This is a genomic window from Sphingomonas kaistensis (genome assembly GCF_036884275.1).
Lineage (GTDB): Bacteria > Pseudomonadota > Alphaproteobacteria > Sphingomonadales > Sphingomonadaceae > Sphingomicrobium > Sphingomicrobium kaistense_A.
Genome location: NZ_CP145607.1, coordinates 987019 through 1008337, shown reverse-complemented (window position 1 = coordinate 1008337; position 21319 = coordinate 987019). Strand labels below are relative to the sequence as shown.

Annotated in this window: 20 protein-coding genes; 13 read left to right on the top strand and 7 right to left on the bottom strand. The window is 68.2% G+C overall.

Annotation, left to right across the window (positions count from 1 at the left end):
* Nucleotides 1-5 precede the first annotated feature (5 nt).
* The 8 genes from V6R86_RS04825 to V6R86_RS04790 all read left to right on the top strand — a co-directional run bounded on the left by V6R86_RS04825 (nucleotide 6) and on the right by V6R86_RS04790 (nucleotide 7069).
* Nucleotides 6-1271, top strand: coding sequence for a dipeptidase (locus V6R86_RS04825; RefSeq protein ID WP_338502607.1), 1266 nt, complete (start codon nucleotides 6-8; stop codon nucleotides 1269-1271).
* A gap of 13 nt (nucleotides 1272-1284) precedes the next feature.
* Nucleotides 1285-3207, top strand: coding sequence for a S9 family peptidase (locus V6R86_RS04820; protein WP_338502605.1), 1923 nt, complete (start codon nucleotides 1285-1287; stop codon nucleotides 3205-3207).
* A gap of 41 nt (nucleotides 3208-3248) precedes the next feature.
* Nucleotides 3249-3881, top strand: coding sequence for an MBL fold metallo-hydrolase (locus tag V6R86_RS04815; protein ID WP_338505408.1), 633 nt, complete (start codon nucleotides 3249-3251; stop codon nucleotides 3879-3881).
* 150 nt (nucleotides 3882-4031) lie between these two features.
* Nucleotides 4032-4211, top strand: a complete 180-nt coding sequence (gene rpmF, locus V6R86_RS04810; protein WP_294005306.1) for a 50S ribosomal protein L32 — start codon at nucleotides 4032-4034, stop codon at nucleotides 4209-4211.
* Between the two features lie 44 nt (nucleotides 4212-4255).
* Nucleotides 4256-5296, top strand: coding sequence for a phosphate acyltransferase PlsX (gene plsX, locus V6R86_RS04805; protein ID WP_338505407.1), 1041 nt, complete (start codon nucleotides 4256-4258; stop codon nucleotides 5294-5296).
* A gap of 6 nt (nucleotides 5297-5302) precedes the next feature.
* Nucleotides 5303-6265: a beta-ketoacyl-ACP synthase III gene (locus V6R86_RS04800; protein ID WP_338502600.1), complete on the top strand. Its 963-nt coding sequence runs from the start codon at nucleotides 5303-5305 to the stop codon at nucleotides 6263-6265.
* 118 nt (nucleotides 6266-6383) lie between these two features.
* Nucleotides 6384-6719 carry an integration host factor subunit alpha gene (locus V6R86_RS04795; protein WP_425335941.1) on the top strand — a complete coding sequence of 112 codons (336 nt, stop codon included), beginning with the start codon at nucleotides 6384-6386 and terminating at the stop codon, nucleotides 6717-6719.
* Between the two features lie 5 nt (nucleotides 6720-6724).
* Nucleotides 6725-7069 carry a MerR family transcriptional regulator gene (locus V6R86_RS04790; protein WP_338502598.1) on the top strand — a complete coding sequence of 115 codons (345 nt, stop codon included), beginning with the start codon at nucleotides 6725-6727 and terminating at the stop codon, nucleotides 7067-7069.
* Here V6R86_RS04790 and V6R86_RS04785 read toward each other — a convergent pair.
* Complete coding sequence (locus V6R86_RS04785; protein WP_338502596.1) at nucleotides 7013-9748, bottom strand: ATP-dependent DNA helicase; 2736 nt, start codon at nucleotides 9746-9748, stop codon at nucleotides 7013-7015. The genes V6R86_RS04790 and V6R86_RS04785 overlap by 57 nt on opposite strands.
* 71 nt (nucleotides 9749-9819) lie before the next feature.
* Entirely contained in the window at nucleotides 9820-10092 is a 273-nt protein-coding gene (locus V6R86_RS04780) for a hypothetical protein (RefSeq protein WP_338502594.1), read from the bottom strand.
* Nucleotides 10093-10173: 81 nt separating this feature from the next.
* Here V6R86_RS04780 and V6R86_RS04775 point away from each other — a divergent pair, with 81 nt between their 5' ends.
* The 3 genes from V6R86_RS04775 to V6R86_RS04765 all read left to right on the top strand — a co-directional run bounded on the left by V6R86_RS04775 (nucleotide 10174) and on the right by V6R86_RS04765 (nucleotide 14272).
* The gene (locus V6R86_RS04775) at nucleotides 10174-11760 is read left to right on the top strand and encodes a lysine--tRNA ligase (protein ID WP_338502592.1); all 1587 of its coding nucleotides are present in this window, start codon (nucleotides 10174-10176) and stop codon (nucleotides 11758-11760) included.
* Nucleotides 11761-11849: 89 nt separating this feature from the next.
* A complete protein-coding gene (locus V6R86_RS04770) occupies nucleotides 11850-12776 on the top strand; it encodes an ABC transporter ATP-binding protein (protein ID WP_338502588.1) in 927 nt (308 codons plus the stop codon).
* Nucleotides 12773-14272, top strand: a complete 1500-nt coding sequence (locus V6R86_RS04765; RefSeq protein WP_338502585.1) for an ABC transporter permease — start codon at nucleotides 12773-12775, stop codon at nucleotides 14270-14272. Before V6R86_RS04770 ends, V6R86_RS04765 begins: the two co-directional genes overlap by 4 nt.
* Nucleotides 14273-14333: 61 nt before the next feature.
* Here V6R86_RS04765 and V6R86_RS04760 read toward each other — a convergent pair whose 3' ends face one another.
* The 3 genes from V6R86_RS04760 to V6R86_RS04750 all read right to left on the bottom strand — a co-directional run bounded on the left by V6R86_RS04760 (nucleotide 14334) and on the right by V6R86_RS04750 (nucleotide 17731).
* Nucleotides 14334-16184 (bottom strand): DUF885 domain-containing protein, encoded by a 1851-nt coding sequence (locus V6R86_RS04760; RefSeq protein ID WP_338502583.1) that lies wholly within the window; start codon nucleotides 16182-16184, stop codon nucleotides 14334-14336.
* 95 nt (nucleotides 16185-16279) lie between these two features.
* Nucleotides 16280-17155, bottom strand: a complete 876-nt coding sequence (locus V6R86_RS04755; RefSeq protein ID WP_338502582.1) for an RcnB family protein — start codon at nucleotides 17153-17155, stop codon at nucleotides 16280-16282.
* A 60-nt stretch (nucleotides 17156-17215) separates the two neighbouring features.
* Nucleotides 17216-17731, bottom strand: a complete 516-nt coding sequence (locus tag V6R86_RS04750) for a (2Fe-2S)-binding protein (protein WP_338502580.1) — start codon at nucleotides 17729-17731, stop codon at nucleotides 17216-17218.
* Nucleotides 17732-17775: 44 nt separating this feature from the next.
* Here V6R86_RS04750 and V6R86_RS04745 point away from each other — a divergent pair, with 44 nt between their 5' ends.
* Both V6R86_RS04745 and V6R86_RS04740 read left to right on the top strand, forming a co-directional pair.
* Nucleotides 17776-18561, top strand: a complete 786-nt coding sequence (locus tag V6R86_RS04745; protein ID WP_338502578.1) for an alpha/beta fold hydrolase — start codon at nucleotides 17776-17778, stop codon at nucleotides 18559-18561.
* A 33-nt stretch (nucleotides 18562-18594) separates the two neighbouring features.
* Nucleotides 18595-19326, top strand: coding sequence for a hypothetical protein (locus tag V6R86_RS04740; protein WP_338502576.1), 732 nt, complete (start codon nucleotides 18595-18597; stop codon nucleotides 19324-19326).
* On the opposite strand, the gene V6R86_RS04735 is transcribed toward V6R86_RS04740, so the two are convergent.
* Together V6R86_RS04735 and V6R86_RS04730 are read right to left on the bottom strand one after the other, a co-directional pair.
* The gene (locus V6R86_RS04735; protein WP_338502574.1) at nucleotides 19323-20615 is read right to left on the bottom strand and encodes a L,D-transpeptidase family protein; all 1293 of its coding nucleotides are present in this window, start codon (nucleotides 20613-20615) and stop codon (nucleotides 19323-19325) included. The two genes, V6R86_RS04740 and V6R86_RS04735, sit on opposite strands and share 4 nt — an antisense overlap.
* Before the next feature lie 9 nt (nucleotides 20616-20624).
* Nucleotides 20625-21203: a YMGG-like glycine zipper-containing protein gene (locus V6R86_RS04730; protein WP_338502573.1), complete on the bottom strand. Its 579-nt coding sequence runs from the start codon at nucleotides 21201-21203 to the stop codon at nucleotides 20625-20627.
* Between the last annotated feature and the right edge of the window lie 116 nt (nucleotides 21204-21319).

Here is a 21319-nt window from a genome sequence, read left to right as displayed (position 1 = left end):
CGCCCATGCACAAGCTCTTCCTGCTCGCCGCCGCGAGCCTGCTCCCGGTGTCCGCCATGGCCCAGACCACCCCGATCGATCCCAAGGTCAGTCAGCGGATCGATCGAATCCTCAAGCGGACGCCGCTGATCGACGGGCACAACGACCTGCCGTGGGCGCTGCGCGGCGATTTCGGCAGCAAGGTCGAGGGCCTGGCCAGCGGCACCGACAGCTGGAAGCCGCCGCTGATGACCGACATGGCCCGGCTTCGTGCCGGCCGGGTCGGCGGGCAATTCTGGTCGGTCTATATCGACGGCACCACGCTCGGTGACGAAGCGATCCGGGTCACGCTGGAGCAGATCGACACCGCGCACCGGATCATCGACGCCTATCCCGAAACCTTGCGCTTCGCCCGCTCGGCCGACGAAATGGAAGCTGCGCACAAGGCGGGGCGGATAGGTTCGATGCTAGGGATCGAGGGCGGGCGGCAGATCGGCGGCTCGATGGCCGCGCTGCGCCGCTTCTACGATCTTGGCGCCCGCTACATGACGCTGACCCACAACCAGACCACCGAATGGGCCGATGCCGGGACCGATCAGCCCAAATATGACGGCCTGTCGCCGTTCGGGGTCGAGGTGGTGAAGGAAATGAACCGGCTCGGCATGCTAGTGGATTTGAGCCACGTCGCCCCCGCGACGATGCGAGATGCGATTGCGGCGTCCAAGGCGCCGGTGATCTTCTCCCACTCCAGCGCGGCAGGCATCAATCCGCACCCGCGCAACGTGCCCGACGATGTGCTGCGCATGATGCCGGCCAACGGCGGCGTGGTGATGGTGACCTGGGTCCCGAGCTTCCTTAGCGCCGCACAATGGAAATGGGACGGCGAACAGGCCGCGCAGGAGGCCCGACTCAAGACCTACAATCGCGCAGACGCCGCAGCGGTGACCAAAGGCATGGAAGCTTGGGTCGCCGCCAACCCGCGTCCGGTGGTCGGCATCAAGGACGTCGCCGATCACATCGACTATGTCGCGCGCGTTGCCGGGCACGATCATGTCGGCATCGGCGGCGATCTCGACGGCATTCCGCGCACGCCGGTCGGACTCGAAGGCGTCGAAGCCTATCCGCGCCTGTTCGCCGAACTGATCCGCCGCGGGTGGAGCGACGCCAATCTCGCCAAGCTCGCGGGCGGCAACGTGCTGCGAGCGCTGCGCGGGGCGGAAGCGACCGCGCGGTCGATGAAAGATGTGCCCCCATCGATGGCGACGCTGACGCCCGCCAAGCCTGCCAACTAGGAGCTCGACACCCATGCCGATCCGCATCTCGCTGGCCCTTGCCGCCCTGCTCGCCACCACGGCCAACGCCCAAACCAGCGCGCCCAAGCCCGCCGCGCTGACCGTGCAGGCCGTGCCGCCGGTCCCGGCCGAGCTTGCCGCCAGGACCCGCCCCTACATGGAACTGCGCAGCGCCTCCTTCGCCGGCTGGAACGCGCGCGACCGCTCGATGCTGATCCGCACCCGCTTCGGCAACGTGCCCCAGCTCCACCGCGTCGCGGCACCGATGATGGATCGCCAGCAGATCACCTTCGAGCCCGAGCCGGTGGGCGGCAGCTGGGCCCCATCGGGCGACGTGCTGGTCACGCAGATGGACCGGGGCGGCGCGGAATTCTTCCAGCTCTACCGCCTCGACGGCGGGCAGATGACGCTGCTGACCGACGGCAAGAGTCGCAACAGCCTCGGCGCGTGGAGCAAGGACGGCAAGCTCGTCGCCTACAGCTCGACCCGCCGCAACGGCGCCGACACCGATCTCTACGTCATGGACCCGCGCGATCCCAAGACCGACCGGCTGGTGGCCGAGGTCAAGGGCGGCGGCTGGGGAATCGCCGCCTTCGCGCCAGGCAATGCCAAGGCGCTGGTGCTGAACTACCAACAGGTCACCAATTCCGACCCGTACCTCCTCGACCTCGCGACCCGGCAGCTGACCCCGCTCGGCGATCTCAAAAAGGACATTGCCTACGGAGGCGCCGAATTCGCGCCCGATGGATCGCTGTGGGTGCTGTCGGACGAGGACAGCGACGTCCAGCGGCTCGGCCGGATGGACTTGGCGACCGGCCGTTTCACCCCCGTCGCCAACGCCGGCCGGTGGGATATCGACAGCTTCGACATCTCGGACGACGGTCGCACCATCGCCTATGTCACAAACGAGGCCGGGATCAGCCGCCTCTACCTGCTCGATGCCGCCAGCGGCCGCGCTCGGCAGGTGACCTCCCTCCCGGTCGGGGTCGCCGGCGGAATCGAATGGTCGCCGTGGGGCGAACTCGGCTTCACCTTCAACTCGGCGCAGGGCACCGCCGATGCCTGGTCACTGAACCCGGGGACCGGCAAGCTCACCCGCTGGACGCAGAGCGAGACGGGCGGCCTCGACTTCTCGCGCAATCCGTCGGCCCGGCTGATCGAGGTAAAGAGCTTCGACGGCGAGCGCGTGTCGGGCTTCCTGTATCGCCCCGACCCAGCCAAATTCCCCGGCAAGCGCCCGGTGGTGGTCGACATCCACGGCGGTCCCGAAGGCCAGGAGCGGCCCGGCTTCATGGGCCGCGACAATTACCTTATCAACGAGCTCGGCATCGCCATCTTTCTCCCCAACGTCCGCGGCTCGACCGGCTTCGGCAAGCGCTTCGTCAGCCTCGACAACGGGCCGTTCAAGCGCGAGGATTCGGTCAAGGACATCGGCGCTTTCCTGACCGCGCTCAAAGCCGATCCGGCGATCGACGCGGGTCGTATGGCGGTGACCGGCGGCAGCTATGGTGGCTACATGTGCTACGCCAGCGCCATCCGCTACGCCGCCGACTTCAAGGGCGCACTTTGCAACGTCGCCATCTCCGACTTCGTGACTTTCCTCGAAGGCACCCAGAGCTATCGCCGTGACCTCCGCCGCGTCGAATATGGCGACGAGCGCGATCCCAAGCAGCGGGCCAAGCTGCTGGAGATCAGCCCCCTACGCCGCATCGGCGAAATCAAGGCCCCGATGTTCGTGGTGCAGGGCGCCAACGATCCGCGCGTGCCCAAGTCCGAGGCCGATCAGGTCGTCGCCGCCCTGAACGCCCGCCCCGGCGCCGCGCCGACGTGGTACATGGTCGGCGAGAACGAAGGCCACGGCTTCGGCAAGAAGGAAAACCAGGACTATCTGTTCTGGTCGACCCTGCAATTCTGGCAGCAGACGCTGCTCAAGTAAGGAATATCGTGAGCTTCCAAGACAATCCGCCGCTGAAGGCGATGGTGATCCCGGTCACCCCGCTGCAGCAGAATTGCACCCTCCTGTGGTGCACCGCGACCAACAAGGCGGCGCTGTGCGATCCGGGTGGCGACCTGCCCAAGATCCGCGCCGCGATTCAGCAGGCTGGCGTGACCGTGGAAAAGATCATCCTCACCCACGGCCACATCGACCATTGCGGCCAGGCCGGGCAACTTGCCGCCGAGCTTGGCGTGCCGATCGAAGGCCCGCACCTCGACGACCTGTTCTGGATCGCTCGGCTGGCCGACGATGGCGCGGCCTACGGCATCGACGCCTCGCCCTTCGAGCCTAATCGCTGGCTGAGCGATGGCGAGCAGGTGACGGTCGGCGACCTCGTTCTCGACGTCTACGAAACGCCCGGCCACACGCCCGGCCACATCATCTTCCACCACCCGCCCTCGGCGCTGGCGCTGGTCGGCGACGTGCTGTTCGCGGGTTCCATCGGGCGGACCGACTTTCCCCTGTCGGACCATCAGGCCCTGCTCGATTCGGTCAAGAACAAGCTCTGGCCGCTCGGCGACGAGACCGTGTTCATCCCAGGCCACGGCCCCGCCAGCAGCTTCGAGCGCGAGCGGGCGAGCAATCCCTTTGTCGGAGACAAGGTGCTGGCCTGACCCGCTTGCCCTTGCTTCGGCGGCGCTTTGCGCTATAGGCCGCCCGTTCGCGACGATCCTTGTCGCCGCCCCGGGGCTTAACGCCTCGGTGAGCCGGTGGAGGAGCGTCGCCTTCTTTTTTGACCGCAACAGCTTAGAACAGGTGCCGCAATGGCCGTCCCCAAGAGAAAGACCTCGCCCTCGAAGCGCAACATGCGCCGCAGCCATCACGCGCTGACCCCGGCGAGCTTCCAGGAATGCCCCAACTGCGGCGAGCTCAAGCTCCCGCATAACCTTTGCTCGGCCTGCGGCCACTATAACGGCCGCGAGATCGTCTCGACCGAAGCCTGAAGAGCGTCGCTGACGTGACCGCCAGGTCGTCCAGCGCCAGCGCCATGGTCGCTCCGCGGATCGCCGTGGACGTGATGGGAGGCGATGGCGGCCCGGAGGCGGTTCTCGGCGGTGTCGAGCGCGCCCTCAAGGCCGACCGCTCGCTGCGCTTTCTGCTGGTCGGCGACGAAGCCGTCCTTGGTCCCGCGCTCGAAAAGCTGTCGCTGCCCGCCGGCAGCGCGACGATCCTTCACGCCCCCGACAGCATCGCCGGCGACGAAAAGCCGAGCCAGGCGCTGCGCCGTGCCCGCACGACGTCGATGGGCCTCGCCATCAATGCGGTAAAGGACGGCAGCGCCGACGCCGCTCTGTCCGCCGGCAACACCGGCGCACTGATGGCGATGAGCAAGCTTGCGCTGCGCACCATGCCGGGGATCGACCGCCCGGCGCTGACTGCGCTCCTCCCCACCCTCGGCAGCCACGATTGCGTGATGCTGGACCTCGGCGCCAACACCGAGTGCGACGCCCAGAACCTCGTCCAGTTCGCGGTGATGGGCGCGGCCTACGCCCGCACCGTGCTCGGCCTCAAGAAACCGCGGGTGAAGCTGCTCAACATCGGCACCGAGGAACTCAAGGGCACCGGCGAGCTCAAGGAAGCCGCCGCGCTGCTGCGCGAGGCGACCTATCTTCATCTGCAATTCGACGGCTTCACCGAAGGCGACCAACTGTCGCGCGGCAAGGTCGACGTGGTCGTGACCGACGGCTTTTCGGGCAACATCGCGCTGAAGACCGCCGAAGGCACGGCCCGCTTCGTCACCGACCTTCTGCGCCGCGCCTTCACCTCGTCGCTGCGCTCCAAGGCGGGGTTCGCGCTGTCGAAGCCCGCGCTGCACATGCTCAAGGTCCACCTCGACCCCAACAATCACAATGGCGCGGTCTTCTTGGGCCTTAATGGCCTGGTCGTGAAAAGCCACGGCGGGGCCAATGCCAAGGGCGTCGCCAACGCCATTGCCGTCGCCGCCCGAATGGTTCGCGGCGATATCGTCAATCAGGTGGTTAGCGATCTCGACGAGTTCCGCGCCCACGCCTTTGCCGCAAGCGAGTAATCCCAAGTGACCCTGCGTAGCGTTTTTCTGGGAGTGGGGTCGGCGCTTCCGGCCCGGCGCGTCGACAATGCCGAACTGGCGGCGCAGGTCGATACGTCGGACGAATGGATCGTCGAGCGCACCGGCATCCGCAGTCGCTATATCGCCGGTGAAGGCGAAACCACCGCCACTCTGGCGGCCGAAGCGTCGCGCAAGGCGCTTGAGCATGCCGGGATCGACGCGTCGGAGGTCGACATCATCGTCCTTGCGACCGCGACCCCAGACCAGACCTTTCCAAGCAGCGCGACCAAGGTCCAGCACCTGCTCGGCATCAAGGACGCGATCGCGTTCGACGTCCACGCGGTTTGCACCGGTTTCCTCTATGCCCTGACCACCGCCGATGCCATGCTGCGCGGCGGGAATGCCAAGACTGCGCTGGTGATCGGCGCCGAGACCTTCAGCCGCATTCTCGACTGGGAAGACCGCACCACCTGTGTCCTGTTCGGCGATGGCGCCGGCGCGGTCGTGCTGCGCGCCGAAGAGACCGACGGACGCGGCATCCTCGCGACCAAGCTCCACGCCGACGGCCAGTGGGGCGACATGCTTTATGTCGACGGCGGCCCGTCGACCACCGGCACCGTCGGCAAGCTGCGCATGAAGGGCCGCGAGGTGTTCCGCCACGCGGTCGTCAATCTCGCCAGCGTGCTCGGCGAAGTCTTGGAAGCCGCGGGCAAGACCCCGGCGGATGTCGATTGGGTGGTGCCGCACCAGGCCAACGCCCGGATCATCGACGCCACCGCCCGCAAGCTCGGCCTGTCGCCCGACAAGGTGGTGATGACGGTCGACCGCCACGCCAACACGTCCGCCGCCTCGGTCCCGCTGGCGCTCGACGTCGCGGTCAAGGACGGCCGGATCAAGCCCGGCGACCTCATCGTGCTGGAAGCAATGGGCGGCGGGTTCACCTGGGGTGCCGCGCTACTTTCCGTTTAACTATCGGACAATCATCGGCAACTTTGCGAGATTGTCTGTTTGCCGACCTAGGCTTTTACGTTATGCAAAGGCTCGGGGGCGCAATAACGGGGGCGCCGACAGGGCGGAGTAGGATAGAATGGCCGACGCTGGAATCCCGCGTGGCGGGCAGATGAGCGAGATGCATGCGGGAACGCTTACCCGCGCCGATCTGGGCGATGTGGTGCATCGCAAGCTCGGTCTCAGCCGCGCCGAATCGGCCTCGATGGTCGAACGGCTGCTGCATCACATGTGCGCCGCCTTGTCCGACGGGCAGAACGTCAAGATTTCGGGCTTCGGCAGCTTCATCCTGCGTGACAAGGGCCAAAGGGTCGGTCGCAACCCGAAGACGGGTGTTGAAGTGCCGATCGCGCCGCGCCGGGTGATGACCTTCCGCGCCAGCCAGACCATGCGCGACAAGATCGCGCGCGACTGATCGACGTGCCTGCCTCGCCCGGAGCCAAGGACCCTTCGGCATTCCGCACCATCGGCGAGGTTTCGGCAGAACTCGGGATCGCGCAGCATATCCTGCGCTATTGGGAAAGCCGCTTTACCCAGCTGAAGCCGCTGCAGCGCGCGGGCAATCGCCGTTATTACCGGCCCGAGGACGTCGATCTGGTCCGCCGGATCCATGCCTTGCTCACGCACCAGGGCTATACCGTGCGCGGTGTCCAGCAGTTGCTGAAGAGCAAGAAACCGTTGCCCGAGCCGGTCGCGCAGGATGAAGGTCTAGCCGACGCGCTGAAGCGGGTCCGGGCGGGCCTCGTCGCCGCGCTCGCCGATTGAGCCGCCCACCGGCCCGCGCGCCGCGGCCACTCGGGTCACCGCTTCTTCCAGAGTCACCCGGCTGACCTGCACGCCCGACGGAAAGGCGGTCAGAAGCCGCGACGGGCAGGCCGCCGACAGCATCACGAAGGTGCCTTTGTCGCCCTGCCGCCGGACCAGCCGCCCGAACGCCTGCGCCAGCCGCGCCTTCACCACCCGGTCATCATAGGCCGACCCGCCGCCCGCCAGCCGCCGCGCCGCATGCAAGACGGTCGGCCGCGGCCAGGGCACACGCTCCATCACCACCAGCCGCAGCGAATCGCCCGGCACGTCCACCCCGTCGCGCAGCGCATCGGTGCCGAGCAGGCTGGCGCGCGGATCGGCGCGGAACATGTCGACCAGGGTGCCCGTATCGATCGGATCGACATGCTGGGCGAGCAGCGGCAACTGCTCGCGCGCGAGCCGGTCGGCGATCCGCGCCTGCACCGCTTTCAGCCGGGCGATGGCGGTGAACAGGCCGAGCGTCCCGCCGCGCGCGGCGGTGATCAGCCGAGCATAAGCGTTGGCAAGCGCCGCCAGATCGCCCTGCTTGACGTCGGTCACCACCAGCACTTCAGCCGCCGACGCGTAGTCGAAGGGGCTGGCGGCGTGGAAGTGCGCGGGCGCCGCCGGCAAGTGCGCGGCGCCGGTGCGGGCGTCGGCGACCTCCCAATGCTCTTCGCCCCCGCGCAGGGTGGCGGAGGTGACGAGGACGCCGTGGGCGGGTTCGATCACCGCCTTGGCGAGCGGCCGGGTCGGATCGAGCCAGCGGCGTTGAAGCCCGATGTCGAGTTCACGCCCTTCGATCCGGTCGACATTCATCCAGTCGACGAAGTCCGGGTCCGCCGCGCCGCCGACCCGCGCCAGTAGCTGCGCCCAGGCGGCGACCGCGCCGCCGCGCCAGTTCAACCCCGCGATCGCCCCTTCGACCCGCGCGCGCGCCGCGGCGTCGAGCCAGTCGGGTCCATCTTCCAGCACCGCTTCCAGCCGCAACCGAAGCGCGGTCATCGGCCGTTGCAGCGATTCGAGCGCGACCAGCGCCGCTGCGGCGGCTTCGACCAGGGCGGCATCGGGCTCGGCCAGCTCGGTCTCGAGCCCATAGCCCGCATCTTCCGCCCGGGCCCGCGCCAGCACACTGCTCCGCACCGCCGCGAACAAGGCTTCGAGTGGCCCCAAGGGCAGGCCCTCGACCACCCGGCCGAGCCAGCCGTCGCCCGGCAGCAACCCCGCCGCCTGCACCGCCGCATCAAGCGCCAGCGCACCTTCCTCGTCATAGGAGCAGACGTCCATCAGCCGCGCGGCAAGGCCCCGTCGCCGCCCGCGGGTGCTGCGCTCGGGGCCGACGATCCAGCGCCTGAGCTCGATCGTCTCGGCGCCGGTCAGCGCCACCGCGAAGGTCGAATCGGCAGCGTCGAACAGATGGTGGCCCTCGTCGAACACGATCCGCTCAAGCCCGCCGCCCAATCGCCCGCGCGCGGCGGACACCATCACCAGCGCATGATTGGCGATCACCAGATCGGCTCCGCGACTCGCCCGCTCGGCCTTTTCGATGAAGCATTTCCGGTAGTGCGGGCAGCCCGCATAGACACATTCGCCGCGCCGGTCGGTCAGCGCGGTGGCCCCGGCGCGGCGGAACAGGCTCGGCAACCAGCCCGGCAGGTCGCCGCCCACCATGTCGCCGTCCTTGCTGTAGGCCGCCCAGCGCCCGACCAATTGCGCCAGCACCGCGGCGCGGCCCGAGAAACTCCCTTGAAGCGCGTCCTCGAGATTGAGCAGGCAGAGGTAATTCTCGCGTCCCTTGCGCACCACGATGCGTTTCTTGCGCTCGGACTCGTCGGGAACGATCCGCGCGCCCTCGGCGTCGAGCTGGCGCTGCAGCGCCTTGGTATAGGTCGACACCCACACCGCCCCGCCCGCCTTCTCCGCCCACAGCGAGGCGGGGGCGAGATAGCCGAGCGTCTTGCCGATGCCCGTGCCTGCCTCGGCCAGCAGCACGTTGGGCGCGTCGCGGCGGTCGCGTGGGGCAAAGGCGTGGGCGGCGGCGGCGGCAAAGGCGCGCTGGCCCTCACGCGTTTCCGATCCTGCGCCGGTCAGCTGCGCCAACCGCGCCTCGGCCTCCCCGTCGCCCAGCCGGATCACCCGCGCCGGGGGCCGCTCGGCCGTCTCCTCCCACGGCTCCAGCCGCGAGAAGAGCATTCGCTCGCCCCGCTCGGGCCGCGCCAGTCGCTGGCCGACCAGCCCGGCCCAGCCCCAGCCGATCCGGTGCAACGTCGCATTGATGGTCCACGCGCCCTCCCGCGCTGCCCAGCGTTCGTCGGCCAGCGTCGCCAGCAATCGCCCGGCAATCGCCGGCAACAGCCCTGCCGCCGCCGCTTCGTCGACCGGCGCTGCCAGCCCGACGAACGCCGCCAGTCCCGGCACGGTCGGAACCACGAAGCGCGCCGGGTGGACAAAGGCGAACAGCTCGAGAAGGTCGAGCCCGCTGACTTCAGGGTAGCCGAGGCGTTGCCCGGCGAGCGGGGCGTTAAGGAGGATATGCGGCGTGTCGGAGACCGCCCGGATCGCTTCGCCTCGCCCGGCTTCCCGCGCGCCCTCACGCCCGACCAACCAGATGCCGGCGTGCGATGCGTGAAGGGCGGGAAGAGCGAGAACGGACGTCACCGTTCTTCATGTGGCGACAGGGGAACGAAAGGGCAACGCCGAACTGTCAGCGCCGCAAAATTGCCGAGCGCTTAGCGGCGCTTGAAGGTCCGGCGCGCCATCGCGGGCGCCAACTTCCGCTCGCCCAGGACGCGGGCGAGGAGGTAGCGGGACTGGAACGCCAGCACCATCATCGCGACCAATGTGGTCCAGCCGATCAGACGGACCGACATGCCGAATTGTCCGGCGACGAGAGTCGCCATGATGGGGATGCCGAAGATAACGGCGACGATGCCCAGGGCGGCGAGGATGGTTCGAGTGGTCTGCACGTCGCTATATCGCTCCACCTGCCACTCAAGTTCCACATACCGCCCAAAGACCGGCTTCGTAAACGGCGCTTGCCTGCCCCTTGCCTTCGCACCTGCAACAACGCATTCGCTTGGACCATGACCGACGACGCGCTCGCCCAAGCTGCCCTCGCCAACAAGACCTGGGTGTTCGAGGAAGCCCGCAAGCTGCTCGCGCGCTATCCGGACGGCAAGCCGAACGGCGAGGCGATCGTCTTCGAGACCGGTTACGGCCCCTCGGGCCTGCCCCATATCGGGACATTTACCGAGGTCCTGCGGACGACCTGGGTCCGCCGCGCCTTCGAGACGCTGACCGGCGGCAAGGTGCCGACCCGGCTGGTGGCCTTCAGCGACGACATGGATGGCCTGCGCAAGGTGCCGGACAATGTGCCCAACGGCGAATTGCTGACGGCGGCGCTGGGCAAGCCGTTGACTGAGGTCCCCGATCCCTTCGGCTGCCACCCCAGCTTCGCGCATCACAACAATGCGCTGCTGCGGCAATTCCTCGACCGCTTCAGCTTCGACTATGAATTCGTCAGCGCGACAGACGCCTACACCTCGGGCCGGTTCGACGACGCGCTGCGGCAGGTACTGCGGCATTTCGACGCCATCATGGGCGTGATGCTACCGACCCTGCGCGAAGAGCGGCGCCAGACTTATTCACCGGTGCTGCCGATCTCGCCCACCACCGGCCGGGTGTTGCAGGTGCCGGTGAAGGTCGTCGACGCGGACGCCGGGACCATTGCCTTCACCGATGAGGATGGTCAGGAAGTTACGCAGTCGGCGCTCGGCGGCCTCAGCAAGCTGCAATGGAAGGTCGACTGGGCGATGCGCTGGGTCGCGCTCGGGGTCGATTACGAAATGGCGGGCAAGGACCTGATCGACTCGACCATCCAGTCGGGCAAGATCGCCCGTATTCTCGGCGCCCGACCGCCCGAGGGGTTCAATTACGAGATGTTCCTCGACGAAAAGGGCGAGAAGATCTCCAAGTCCAAGGGGAACGGCCTAACGCTGGACGATTGGCTCAAGTATGGCGGCGAGCGGAGCCTCGAATTCTATCTGTTCCGTGAGCCCAAGAAGGCCAAGAACCTCCACCTCGGCCTGATCCCGCGCGCGATCGACGACTATTGGCAGTTCCGCGGCCGCTGGCCCGAACAGCCGGTCGAGCAGCGCCTCGGCAATCCGGTGCATCACATTCACGGCGGCGCGGTGCCCGAGCCGACGGCGCTTCCGCTCGGGTTCGGGCTGCTGCTCAACCTCGCCAGCCTGCCCGGCGTCGCCGACAAGGACACCGCCTGGCGTTTCGTCCAGCGTTATGCGCCGGGCACCTCGCCCGAAACCGATCCGGAGCTCGACGAACTAATCGGGCTGGCGGTTACCTATGCCCGCGACTTCGTGGTGCCGGGCCTCCAGCGCCGCGCCCCGACCGAAGCCGAAGCCGCTGCCTTGCGTGACCTCGATGCGCTTCTCGCCGATTTCCCGGCCGACACGCCCGCCGACGAAATCCAAAACGCGGTGTTCAAGATCGGCAAGCGCCATTACGGCAAGGATCGCCTGCGCGAGTGGTTCCAGGCGGCCTATGAGACGCTGCTCGGCTCCAGCCAGGGCCCGCGCCTCGGCAGCTTCATCGCGCTCTACGGCATCGACAACAGCCGCCGCCTGATCGCCGAGGCGCTGGCGGATTAAGCCCCGCCGTTCGTCGAAGCGTGGGCCGAAGCCGGGTTGACCGATCGGTGACTGTCGGCTCCATTCCTCGGCAACGGGGGATACAAGAAGTGCAAACTGCCGACGCGTTGGTGCTCGACCGTGTCACCAAGAAATATGGCGATTTCACCGCGGTCGACGACCTGAGCTTCGCCGTCCATCCGGGCGAGGTGTTCGGCTTTCTCGGCGGCAATGGCGCGGGCAAGACGACCTCGCTGCGCATGGTGCTCGACATCATCCGCCCGACCAGCGGCAGCATATCGGTCCTCGGCCGCGCACCGGGCCGTGAAAATGCACCGTTCCTCGGCTTCCTCCCCGAAGAGCGCGGCCTCTACCGCACCATGTCGGCGATCGACACGATCGTCTATTTCGGCCGCCTCAAGGGCATGTCCCCGGGCGACGCGCGGACCGAGGGGCTGGCGCTGCTCGACCGCTTCGGCCTGTCCGCCAACACCAAGTCGACGGTCGGGCAACTGTCCAAGGGCATGGCGCAGAAGGTCCAGCTGGCGACCGCGGTGGTCAACAGCCCGCAACTGTTGATCCTCGACGAGCCTTTTTCCGGGCTTGATCCGGTCAACCAGGGCCTGCTCGAGGACGAAATCCGCCGCGCGTCGGACAAGGGCGCGACCGTGGTCTTCTCGACCCACGTCATGCAGCATGCCGAACGCCTGTGCGATCGGCTGCTGCTGCTCGACCGCGGCGCCAAGAAGTTCGAAGGCAACCTCGACGAAGCTCGCGCGCTGCTTCCCGCGCGGCTGGTCGTCACCGCGCGGCACTCGCTGGCGGGCGTGGCGGGCGTCGCCGACTGCCGCGCGCAAGGACAGCCGGTCGACGGCTGGCAGGATTATGCGGTGACACTCAAACCCGGAGCGTCTGCCGGCGACCTCCTCGAACATTGCTCGGCGGGCGGCATCGCGCTGCGCCGCTTCGAAGAACACCGCGCCAGCCTGCACGACGTTTTTCTGCACATGGTCGGGACCGAGGAGAGCGCAAAGTGAACAATATCCTCCTCGTCGCCCTGCGCGAATTCCGCCAGATCACCCGCATGCGCAGCTTCTGGCTGACGCTGCTGATCCTCCCCGTCGCCATCTCCATCGCGCCGTTGACCCAGCGGTTCATGGGCGAAAGCGAGGCCGACCGGGTGATGATCATCGATCAGGACGACGGCACCGCCGGGCGCGAGATCGCCGGCCGCCTCCGTCTCGAGGAGGACCGCCGCTCGCTCGATGCGCTCGCCCGTTACGTCCAGCGCCACAAGATCGCGGCGCCCGCCACAGCGCCGTGGGCGCGCAACGACCGCTATGTCACCGACGCCGAGGTCGCCCGGTTCGCGGCCGAGGGCGGCGCGACGGGCGCGCTCGAGCGACTGAAGCCGGCGATCCCCGCCGACGTGCCCGATTTCACGCCGCCCGAGCCCCGCTACGAACTGGTCACCGCGCCGCCTGCCCTTGCCGGTCTGACGGGAGCGGCGCTCGACCAGCGCCTGGAAACGCTGCTGCGCCCCGCTTCGGGCAGCAAAGCCGACCCGCTCGACGCCGCGATCATCATCCCCGCAGGGTTCCTGCGCACCGGCACCGCAAAATTCGCTTCCTCCGGCCGGCCCAACCCGCAGCTGGTCGGGACCGTCCAGGAAGTGCTGACCCGCGCGCTCCGCCAGGGGCTGCTGACGCAAAGCGGCGTCTCCGCGCCGGTCGCGACGGCGGTGGCGACCGTCACGCCCAATCTGATGATCGCCCAGCCCGCCCCCGGCAGCGGCGCCCGCGAAGCCCTGCTGGTCCGTTCGATCCTGCCGCTCGCCAGCTGCTATCTGCTGATGATGGCGCTGATGCTGTCGGGCAGCTGGATGCTCCAGGGCACTATCGAGGAGCGCTCGAACAAGCTGCTCGAAACCGTGCTTGCGACCATCAGCCCCGAGCAACTCATGTACGGCAAGCTGCTCGGCACCGTCGCCGTCGGCCTGACCATGATCGCGGTGTGGATCGGATGCGGCGTCTTTGCCGCCTTCGCGACCCAGGGCGCGATCGCCGACATGATCCGCCCGGCCCTCGCCCCGCTGACCTCGTGGACGACGATCCTGACGATGATCTATTTCTTCATCGCCGGCTACATCGCCATTTCGGTCTTTTTCCTGGCGGTCGGCGCGATCAGCGATTCGATGAACGACGCGCAGGGTTATCTGATGCCGATCATCCTGATGATCCTGCTGCCGATCACCATTCTCATCCAGGGTGTGATCGCCGGAGGCCAGGGGATCGGGATCACCGTCATGACCTGGGTCCCGATCTGGACGCCCTTCGCCGTGCTGGCGCGGCTCGGCACTGGCATTCCGGCGTGGGAAGTGGTCGGCTCGGGCCTGCTGCTGGCGGCGTTCCTCGCGCTGCAGTTGCTGCTGCTCGGCCGGCTCTACCGCGCCAGCCTCCTTGCGCAGGGCCAGAAGCCGACCCTCAAGGAACTCGCGGCACGGCTGCGCGGTCGATCGGTCGAAGCGGCGTAGCTGACCGGAATTCGGAGCCGGCCGCGGCGAAACTTATTCGCCGCGGCCGGTCGCAAGCTACTCAGCTCGCCTTAGTCGCCGCGATCCAGCGGTCGATCTTCTGCTCCAGCACCGCCAGCGGCAACGCGCCGGTGCCGAGCACCTGGTCGTGGAACGCCCGGATGTCGAACTTCGCACCCAGCTCGGTCTGCGCCTTGGTCCGCAGCCGCTGAATGGTCAGCGCCCCCAGCTTGTAGGCCAGCGCCTGGCTCGGAATGGCGATATAGCGCTCGACCTCGGCGGTAGCGTCGGTCCGGCCCATGTCGCTGTTCGACAGCATGTAGCTGATCGCCTGGTCGCGGGTCCAACCCTTGGAATGAATGCCGGTATCGACCACCAGCCGCATCGCGCGCAGCATTTCGTCCGACAGCGTGCCGAAGCGCTGATACGGGTCCTTGTAGAATCCCATGTCGTAGCCGAGCGTCTCGGCATACAGCGCCCAGCCCTCGACATAGGCCGTGTTCCCGCCGAACCGCATGAACGCCGGCAGCGCTTCGTTTTCCTGCGCCAAGCTGATCTGGAAGTGATGCCCCGGCGCCCCTTCGTGGAGATAAAGCGTGGTCATGCCGGGCGTCGTGCGGCTCGGCAGATCGTAGGCGTTGAAATAGAAGACGCCCGGACGTGTCCCGTCGGGGGTGCCGCTCTGGTAGGAGCCGCCGGCCTCGAACTTCTCGCGGAACGGCTCGTACGGGCGGATCTCCAACCGCGCCTTGGGCATGGTGGAGAAATAGCGCGGAAGCTCGGCATCGACCTTCTTGCCGATGTCGTAATAACCCTGCGTCAGCGCGTCGCGGCTCTTGGGCTTGAGCTTGGGATCGGTGCGCAGATTGTTGAAGAAAGCGGGGAGGTCGCGCTTGAAGCCGACTTCCTGGCGGACGTTGTCCATCTCGCCGCGGATACGGGCGACTTCGCTGAGGCCGAGCTGGTGAATCTCCTCCGGCGCCATGTCGAGCGTCGTCGTCGAGCGGACGAGGTGGCGGTAGAGCTCGGGCCCGCCCTTCATGTACATGAGGCCGACCCCATCGCGCGCGGCGGGGAGATACTCGCTGCGCAGGAAATCGCGCACGCGGGTCAGCGCCGGGCGGATCTCATCCTTGACCGACGCCTGATAGGCCGCGGTCAGGCGGGCGCGATCCTCGGCACCGATCGCGTCCGGCAATTTGCGGATCGGCCCCAGGTAATTGTCCTCCGCCGGGGTCTGCTTGAGCTGGCTGTTAAGCTGCTCGATCATGTTGCGGGTGGTGAGCTTGGTATCGACCACCCCGCTCGCCATCCCCTCGCGCCAGCGCTGAATCGCCCGGTCGAGATAGACCACGAAGTCCTTGTGGCGCTTCAGGTTGTTTTCGTAATCCTGGACCGTCTTGAACGGCGCCGCGCCCTGTCCGCTGGCAAAGGTCGGGTAGAAAGTGTGGATGCCGAAGAAGTGGTTCATCGGCCGCACCTTGGTCAGGCTCAGCAGATTGTCCTGATAGCCGGCGAGTTGATCCTCGGTCGCTACCTTGAACACGTCGTAGGCGATGGCGTCGGTCGGGTTGAGCTTCGCCCGGTCGATCGCGGCCAACGCGGCGAGCTCCTGCTCGGCGGCCTGCTTCTCGCCCGCGTAATAGGCATCGCTGATATTGTCGCCCAGCCGGTCGGCGTAGCGCATGTCGCCGCGGAACAGCGCGCTCAGCGGATTGCGGCGGAGGCTGTCCTCGTCGCTCTTGGCGAACAGGGCGAACAGCCGGTCATGCTCCGATTGCGCGGTGGCGACCGGGGCCGGCTCGGCCGCGGCGGTTGCGGGCGGCGGCGGTGCGGCCGCCATCTCCTCCCGCGTGGCGCAGGCACCGAGGGTGAGCAGGCTCGCGCCAAGCAGCAGGAGGCGATGGGTCATGAAGGCAGCGCTTTCGAAAGAGGGCAGGTCAGGGCCTGAGAAAAGTCCCGGTTCCCGCGCTGCCTAGCATCCTTCGACCAACCGCCGCGAGCGCTCTACCAGAAGAAGCGCTGAATCCGGTCGAGCACGCGCCCGTTCCTGACATCCACCAGCAGCACGTCATTGTAATAGCGGACCCAGCGGTAATAGCCACCGACCGGAGGCAGGCGATAGGACCACGGGTCCTGCAGCCAGTAGCGCGCGCTGTAATAGCGCGAGGGCAGGCGCCATCCGATGTCGTAATCGCGATACTGCCAGCCGAACGGATCGAAATAGACCGACAGGTGGAAGCGATTGCGGTCGCGGTCGCGGTGTCGGCGCCAGTCGTAGCGGCGGTCCCGGCGCCATTCCTGCCGCCATTCGGCACGTTCGATCCGGTCGCGGCGAAGCCCTTCGGCGGCGACACGGTCGCGCAGGTCACGATCGGTAACGCTGCCCGGCGACACGTCGCGCGGGGGCCGGCCGACGCTTTCGGGACCCGGAATGGCCGAGCCGAAGACGGGCGAACCGGCCGAGGGCGGAACCTCGCCCCGCCGGCTGCGGCGTTCGACCCGGCCGTCCTGCCAGCCACGGGCGCGTTCGCCGCGATCCTGCCGCGTGCCGCCGTCATCCGCGGGCGCCGAACGAGACCAGCGCTCCTGGCGCCGCTCGGCCATGTCCGCTGCGGCGGTGTCACGGGCGGGCTCGGCGAAAGCGGCGGGCCGCTCGCGCTCGACTCGCGGCGAGGGCGTGAAATCGCGATCCACTCGCTGCGGGCGTGCCGGCCGATCGACATCCGCAACACGGCTTTGGCGCCGTTCCTCGCGCTGCACGCGCGCCGGAGGCTCGGCCTGCACGGCCTCGATCCGCTCGGCGGGTTCGCCGGGGATGGGATCGGCAAACGCCGGGGCAGCGGTGGAAAGGAGCAACAGCGAGAACAAGGACAGCCGCATGTTCGTGACCTCAAGAGAGCCGATACACGCGATCTTCTCCCCTTTCGGCTGAGCGCAAGATTAACGCGGCCGCGTAACGATCTCGGGTGATGTTTGCGGTGCAGGTTCCGGAGGCTGCGACGGCTGACCGCTCGCCGCCATGGTGCTCGCGGCCCGGCCGATCGCACGTCTCAGACGCGGCTGAAGGCCGCAGGCGCAGCGGGTCGGCAAGGCGTCCAGCTGCTCGGCCGCCGGACGCGCATTCTGCTGCAGGAGGGCGGCCGCCGCGCAAACGAACCCGGGCAGGCAGAAGCCGCAGCCGATCGCATCTTCGGCGACCAGCGCCAAGGTCAGCGGATGCCCGGCAAGGCCCTCGACGGTGGTGACGTCGGCGCCTTCGAGACTGCCGATCGTGACCGCGCAGCTTTGCACCGCGCCGCCATCGACGATCACCGTGCAGGTCCCGCATTGCCCGGTCCCGCCGCAGCCTTGCTTGGTGCCGGTGAGATTGGCCGCGTCGCGCAGCGCCCACAGCAAGGGCGTCGCGGGATCGAGCGCGAATTCCAAAGCCTGACCGTTGACCCGCATCCGCGCCATCGGTGCATCTAGCCGCGCGCCGCGGATGCTGCCAAGCCGGGCGCGTGGAAAGACAAAGCATCGAAACAATATGGGGCCGGGTCGGCTGCACCATCCGGGGATCGGGCGGCGTGCCGCTGTTGTTCCTGCACGGGGTCGGTTCAGACCGGACTGCGTGGGACGGTCAGGTCGAGCGGTTCGGCGCCGAGCGCATGGCGATCGCGATCGATATGCCGGGTTACGGCGACAGCGACACCGGCAGCGGCGACCCGCGCGGCGATTTCGCCTCCGCCGCGCTGGCGGTGCTCGACGCGCTGGACGTCCCCCGGGCCCACATCTGCGGCCTCAGCCTCGGTGGGGTGATCGCGCTCGCCATGCACGCCCGCGCGCCGGAGCGGATCGCGAGCCTGGTGCTGGCCGATAGCTTTGCCTGCCATCCTGAAGGACGCGCCATCTACGATCGATCGCTGGCGGCCTCCGCCGAACTCGGCATGGCGGGCCTCGCCGACAGCCGCGCCGACGCCCTGCTTTCTCAGCCCGCGACGCCTGAGGTTCGCGAAGCCGTGGTCGCAACCATGAGCCGCATCGATTCCGCCGCTTACGCCCGGGCCGCCGACGCGGTATGGCTCGCCGACCAGCGCCGCGAGGCCGAGGCGGTCAAGTGCCCTACCCTCGTCCTCTACGGCAGCGAGGATCGCATAACCCCGCCCGCGCTGTCCGAAGAATTGAAGACCCTGATCCCCCATGCCGGGCTGATCGAGATCAGCGGCGCCGGGCATCTTCCCAACCTCGAACAGCCGGCGATCTTCGACCGTGTGCTGGCGGGCTTCCTCGCCGGGATCGAGGGCTAGGGAGCGGCTCGGCCCCGGCGGCGTTTTCTTGTCATGCCGTGGCAGCCGCAAGGACAGGGACGCGACCGGACCAAGGCGCTCGCGCTGGTCGCCGTGCTGCATCTCGCGCTCGGCGCGGCGCTGATCACCGGGCTCGCCGGCGAACCGCTGCGGCGGAGCGTCGAGGCACTGACCACCTTCGACGTGCCGCTGCCCAAACCCCCGCCACCACCGCCCCCGTCGATCTCGCAGCAGGAGGCCGCCGCCGAGCGCGAGGTCGGTGCGCCCGATCTCGACGCGCGCCCGGCCCCGGTAGTGCAACCCAAGCCCGAAGTGCGCCTGCCAGTGCCCCCCACCCTGCCCACCGCCGACGAAACCGCGCCCGTCACCGCCGCCGCCCCGAGCGCCGGGGCAGGCCGCGAAGCCGGGCCGGGCCGCGGCGCGAACGGAAGCGGGGATGGCACCGGTGGCGGCGGACCGGGCGGATCAGGCATGGGCGGCGGTTTAGGCAGCGGGGCGCGGCTGCTGTCGGGCAATCTGTCGCGCGGCGATTATCGGCGAATCCGCGGCTATGGCGCGCCGCGCGGATCGGCGGTGCTCGCGCTCGACATCAGCGCCGAGGGACGGCTGACGCGCTGCCTGCCTTTCTCTTCCTCGGGTAATCCGGCGCTCGACGACGAGCTATGCCGCCTGCTCGCCCGCACCCGCTGGGAGCCGGCGCGCGACCGGTCGGGCAATGCCGTGCCGGTCGCGCTTCGCTACGTCGCGACCTGGGACCGAAACTAGCGGGTCGCCATCCGCCTCGACGGCACCGCCGGGGCATCCTTCTTGTAGATGTCCTCATAGATGGCGAGCTCGGTCCCGCTCGGCACCGCCGTCAGATAAGTCAGATAGACCGGCACGGGCTTCGCCATCGGCACCTTCTGTTCGGGCGCGGCGCCCTTGGCGCGGAGCGGCTTGCCGTACAGCCACGCCGCCAGCCGATGCGCCGCCTCGAGCCGCACGCAACCGCCCGAGAACAACCGCGCCGCCTCGCCGAACAATTCGTCCTGCGGCGTGTCGTGAAGATAGATGCCCTGCGCATTGGGGAACATGAACTTCATGTCGCCCATGCTGTTGGCCGGCCCCGGAAGCTGGCGCAGCCGCACTTCCTTCTTGCCGGCGGCCACTGCCTTCCAATCGACGCTGGCCGGGCTCACGATCCTGGGCTTGTCCGACCAGTCAGACAGCACCTGATATCCCTTGGCGCGGAGATAAGGCGCGCCGCCCTTGATGACGTTGGGCACGATCCGCTCGGCCGCCAGATCGCTCGGCACGTTCCAGTAAGGGCGAAGCGAAGTGTAGCGGATATTGGCCGCCATCATGGGCGTCGGATAGACGGGCTTTCCGACCACCACGCGCATCATGTCGACCGTCTGGTTGTTGTCGATCATAAACAGGCGCTGCGCGGCGACATTGACCATCACATAGCGGCCGCCGGCCGGAAGGCTGCGGACCCGCGCCAGGTTGCTCTGGACCAGCCGCCGCGTCGCGGGGTCGAGCCGGTTGTCGGTCAACTGCCGGCGGAGCTGCGCATAATAAGGATGCATCCACCCCATGTCGCGCATGTAGGCGGCGACGTTGGGCGAAGCGGAGGCGGCGGCGAGCAGCGCCGCGGCGCTCGGCGCCTGCGGGCGAAGATCGCCGTCGACATAGATGATGCCGACGTTGGGCGCACGGCGAAGGTCCTGCGCGTAGCGGATGAACAGGTCGCTCAGCGCTCGGTCGGCGCGCGCGATCGCTTGCGGATCGCCGCTTTCGGCGGCGCGCACCAGGCGCGGCAGGTCGCGGGTGCGATAGCGCCGGGGGTCGAGCCCGTCGGCCTGCGCCGTCGCGGCCAGCCGCAGCAACTCGGCCGCGGCACCTTGGGCACCGGAGCGAAAGAAAAGAGACGAGGCGGCGGGCCGTGCCACACTGGCCTGGGCGGCCGCCGGCGAAGCGGCCAACGCGGGCGCGACAAGCAGGCCCGCACAAACAAGTGCCGGGCGCACGAGGCGCCCGGCACACAAGCCGTTTCTGTTACGCGAAAGGCTCATTCGTTCTCCTTAGCCGCGCTCGCCGCTGCGGCTCGGGGCGGGGGCCGGCTGCTGATAGCTGCTGCCCGTGTTGGTCTGGGCGGGGGCGCCCGGATAATATTGACCGTTCTGGACATAGCCGTCCACACGGCCGTCACGGTCGTTGTCGGCCCAGATCGCGCCGGCGAGGCCGCCGACCACGGCACCGGCGACGGCGCCTTCGAGCAGGCTGACGCCCGGGATCAGCGCACCGGCGGCGACACCGGCCACGGCGCCGATGCCGGCACCCGTGGCAACGCGGCCGAGGGTCGAATCATAACCGCTCGGCGTGCCCTGATAATATTGGCCGTTCTGGACATAGCCGTCGGCATAACCGTCGTTGTTGTTGTCGGCCCACACCGCGCCGGTCAGGCCGCCGATGGCAGCGCCAACGGCCGCGCCGGTGATCGGGCTGACACCCGGAACGACGGCGCCGACAGCGGCACCACCGACGGCACCCACGGCTGCGCCGGTCGCGGCGTCGGCGAGGGTGTCGTTATTGTTCATGGTCGAGCAGGCGCCCAGCGACAGCGAGCTGGCGGCGGCCAAGGCGATCAAGGTCTTCTTCATATGCTTTCCTCCGATATGTTCCGGTAACCTCGATCGGCGCCTTCCGTGTCGAACAGGAAGACAGGCCCGGATCCCAGGCCAGCACCGATCAAAGTCAGCGCCACCCCAACGAAAGG